Genomic DNA, 4,421 nt, shown 5'->3' with positions numbered 1-4,421 from the left:
TATGGCTAGATATTGTGGTGCGGGCATCCTGCCCGCTATAATCATACAAATTAAATGCAGTACAGCTTACACAATGTGGGAAATGTCATTGCTGTAGTTTTAAATGAAGGTTCTCATGCCGAAAAACCTTTAATTTGCATAATTCGGGCAGGATGCCCACTCTACAAGAGTTTTACTTCTAAGCAATATGCAAGTTAAATGTGCAACAGCTTAATAAATAAAAAAATAATTAGTATATTCAAACATGACAATTTTACACGGAACTTGGATAATAAATCATCAAAATAGCTATTTCTTTATTTGGGGGGAAATTTGGCATTCTTTACAGGTGCATACTGAAGCATTTGCTGAAATTTCTTTACATCCATTGGCTATGACATCAGGAGAATTAAATGAATGGTTAGAAACATCTAATTTATCAATTGCTAATTTAATTCAGTCAAATACTACTAATAAACAAAGAATTAAAAGTAAACCACAAACAGAAATAAAATTACCTATTCACTCACAAATAAGTTCTTTACCAACTGCTTTTATAGAGAGTAATAAATCGCAAATAATAAGAATTTTCCCCCTTCATTCTATTAACTTAGATATAGATTCTCGATATCCACAAGATTTACAATATTTACATCCTTGGAAGATTGAAGGTTTTTGTCTCACTCCAGCATTAGCAATTCAATTTCTTAGATCTTTACCTCTGAATCCAAATGACAGTAAAGCAGCTTTATTAGGAGCAGATATTCATTTCTGGATACATATTTTTAGATGGCATTTAGACTTGATTTCTCGTTGTAAATTTTTACCAACAATTGAAAAAAAAGATAGTAGTTTAATTGCCAAATGGCAGGTACTTTTAGATAGCGCGATAGATGTCACTAGATTAGAAAAATTTGCCTCAAAAATGCCTTTAGCTTGTCGAACCTATCAACAAAATACCGAAAATCTCGCAATTGATTTACCATTATTACCTCAAGAATTAATATTATCATTCCTCAATCACATTACAGATCATCAATTGCGGTTAATGGTTGGTTCTCAATCTCCCCTTGAACCGAGAATCATGATGTCTTTACCTAACGCATTACAGCAATGGTTAAAAGGATTAATTAACGAAAATAATACAATTAATGGAGCAGGAGGAGAAGGTTTAAAAACTACTTTAAAAGCCTGGACTTTACCCTTACAATATCAACTTACGGGACAAGCATCATTTAAAACCTGTTTCCAATTACTTCCTCCAGAAAATAAAGAACAAAATTGGACTTTAAAGTATTTTCTCCAAGCAGCAGATAACCCGGAATTTTTAATCGCCGCAGCGATAATTTGGCAGCAACCTGTAGAAAAATTAGTTTATAAAAATCGGACAATTGAACAACCTCAAGAAACATTTTTGCGAGGTTTGGGTTTAGCTTCTCGATTGTATCCCAAAATTACCACCAGTTTAGAAACTGCATCTCCTGAATTTTGCCACCTGACTCCTACAGAAGCTTATGAATTTATCAAAGCTATAATTTGGAGATTTGAAGATAGCGGTTTAGGAGTAATTTTACCTCCTAGTTTAGCAAATCGGGAAGGGTGGGCAAACCGTTTAGGGTTAAAAATTATTGCCGAAAGTACCCAACAAAAATCAGGACGTTTAGGTTTACAAAGTTTATTGAATTTTCAATGGAATTTAGCAATTGGTGGACAAACAATTTCTAAAGCTCAGTTTGATAAATTGGTAAAATTAAATAGTCCTTTAGTAGAAATTAATGGTGAATGGGTAGAACTGCGTCCCCAAGATATCAAAACAGCCCAAAACTTTTTTAGTTCCGGTAACGAACAAATGTCTCTTTCCTTAGAAGATGCTTTACGTATTAGTAAAGGAGATACTCAAGTAATTGAAAAATTACCTGTTGTTAGTTTTGAAGCTGCTGGTATATTAGCAGAATTAATTGGGGCATTAACTAATAATCAAGAAATTCAAATTTTACCAACTCCTGGCAATTTTACCGGACAATTAAGACCTTATCAAGAACGTGGTGTAGCTTGGTTAGCGTTTTTAGAAAGATGGGGTTTGGGTGCTTGTTTAGCGGACGATATGGGATTAGGTAAAACCATTCAATTCATCGCTTTTATACTTCATCTCAAAGCAGAAAATGTTTTAGAAAAACCAACTTTATTAGTTTGTCCTACTTCGGTTATGGGCAATTGGCAAAAAGAAGTAAGTAAATTTGCTCCGACTCTCAAGGTTTTAGAATATCATGGTGATAAGCGTCCTCAAGGTAAAGCATTTACGGAAACTGTTAATAAACATGATTTAGTCATTACCAGCTATGCACTCATTCACCGTGATATTAAACTTTTAAAAACCGTTGAATGGCAAATAATTGTTTTAGACGAAGCCCAAAATATAAAAAATTCAGAATCTAAACAATCCCAAGCAGTTCGACAGTTAGAAACTACATTTCGTATTGCTTTAACCGGAACACCTGTAGAAAATAGATTACAAGAATTATGGTCTATTTTAGATTTCCTAAATCCCGGTTATTTAGGTAATAAACAATTTTTTCAAAGACGGTTTGCTATGCCTATTGAAAAGTATGGTGATACTGCTTCTTTAAATCAATTACGTTCTTTAGTGCAACCGTTTATTCTCCGTAGATTAAAAACTGATAAAGATATTATTCAAGACCTGCCAGAAAAGCAAGAAATGACTGTTTTTTGTGGTTTAACTTCCGAACAGGCTACACTATATCAACAATTAGTAGATCAATCTTTAGTAGAGATTGAATCTGCCGAAGGTTTACAACGTCGGGGTATGATTTTAGGATTATTAGTGAAGTTAAAACAAATCTGTAATCATCCTGCCCAATATTTGAAATTAGCAACTTTAGAAAAACATCATTCTGCTAAATTACAACGACTAGAAGAAATGTTAGATGAGGTTTTAGAATTAGATGACCGGGCTTTAATTTTCACACAATTTGCTGAATGGGGTAAGTTATTAAAACCTTATTTAGAAAATAGATTAGGACGAGAAATATTCTTTTTATATGGTAGCACCAGTAAAAAACAAAGAGAGGAAATGATTGATAGATTTCAACATGACCCCCAAGGATCACCAATTATGATTTTATCATTAAAAGCTGGTGGTGTGGGTTTAAATTTAACTAGGGCAAATCATGTTTTTCACTTTGATAGATGGTGGAATCCCGCAGTGGAAAATCAAGCCACAGACCGAGTATTTAGAATTGGTCAAACTCGCAATGTTCAAGTCCATAAATTTGTTTGTACTGGAACTTTAGAAGAGAAAATTAATAATATGATTGAAAGTAAAAAGCAATTAGCAGAACAAGTTGTAGGTGCAGGAGAAGATTGGTTAACAGAAATGGATACTGATCAATTAAGAAATTTGTTAATATTGGATCGTCATGCAGTTATTGAAAAAGATGAAGTTTAAAAAACCGTTAGTTCTTAAATCATGTAAATCCTAACTTAGATAAGAATATGAAAGAAAACATAGACCATGACCGCTTATTTAAAGAACTAATATCAACCTTTTTCATAGAATTTATAGAATTATTCTTTCCTCAAGTCCTCGAATATATAGACACGGAATCAATTATATTCTTGGACAAGGAAATATTTACTGATGTTACCGCAGGAGATAAATATGAAACCGACCTGATAGCCAAAGCTAAATTTTTAGGTCAACCTTCTTATTTTGTGATTCATATTGAGGCAGAATCAGGTGCAAGACCGAAATTTAATCAAAGAATGTTTCGTTATTTTGCCAGATTAGATGAAAAATTGGACTTACCAATATATCCGATAGTGATATTTTCCTACGACTCACCGAAAATCGTAGCTGTGAATAACTATCAAATCAACTTTCCTGATTTTGAGGTGCTAAAATTTAATTATCAGGTGGTGCAACTAAATCAACTCAACTGGAGAGACTTTTTAACCCGTCAAAATCCAGTTGCATCGGCTTTGATGTCGAAAATGAGCATAGCACCAGAAGATAGGCCAAAGGTCAAAGCAGAATGTTTAAGGTTATTAGTCACCTTAAAATTAAATCCAGCTAAAATGCAATTGATATCAGGTTTCATTGACACATATTTGAGATTGAATAAAATTGAAGAAGATAAATTTCAAATAGAAGTAGGTACATTAATAACAGAGGAAAAGGAGGAAGTTATGCAAATTGTTACCAGTTGGATGGAAGAAGGAATTGAAAGGGGAATTGAAAGAGAAAAAAATTTAATTATTCGTCAAATTAATAGAAAATTTGCACAGATCGATCTAGAATTAGAAACGAAAATTAGAAGTTTAAATATAGAAATTATTGAAGCTTTGGGAGAGGCAATATTTGATTTAGATGATGTAGAGGATTTGCGAAATTGGTTAGATAATTGTTGATACATGAGCCTTCA

General features: G+C 32.9%; 2 protein-coding genes. Both read left to right on the top strand.

Going from position 1 to position 4,421, the window contains the following annotated elements:
- The first annotated feature begins 244 nt into the window (after positions 1-244).
- Positions 245-3,445: a DEAD/DEAH box helicase gene (locus tag ACIR310F_RS0102415; protein ID WP_028082444.1), complete on the top strand. Its 3,201-nt coding sequence runs from the start codon at positions 245-247 to the stop codon at positions 3,443-3,445.
- Positions 3,446-3,492: 47 nt separating this feature from the next.
- The gene (locus ACIR310F_RS0102410) at positions 3,493-4,407 is read left to right on the top strand and encodes a DUF4351 domain-containing protein (RefSeq protein WP_028082443.1); all 915 of its coding nucleotides are present in this window, start codon (positions 3,493-3,495) and stop codon (positions 4,405-4,407) included.
- The last annotated feature ends 14 nt before the right edge of the window (positions 4,408-4,421 follow it).

This window comes from Dolichospermum circinale AWQC310F, assembly GCF_000426925.1.
GTDB classification, from domain to species: Bacteria; Cyanobacteriota; Cyanobacteriia; order Cyanobacteriales; family Nostocaceae; genus Dolichospermum; species Dolichospermum circinale.
Note: the sequence above shows the minus strand (reverse complement) of the source record. Positions and strands in the feature narration are given on the sequence as shown.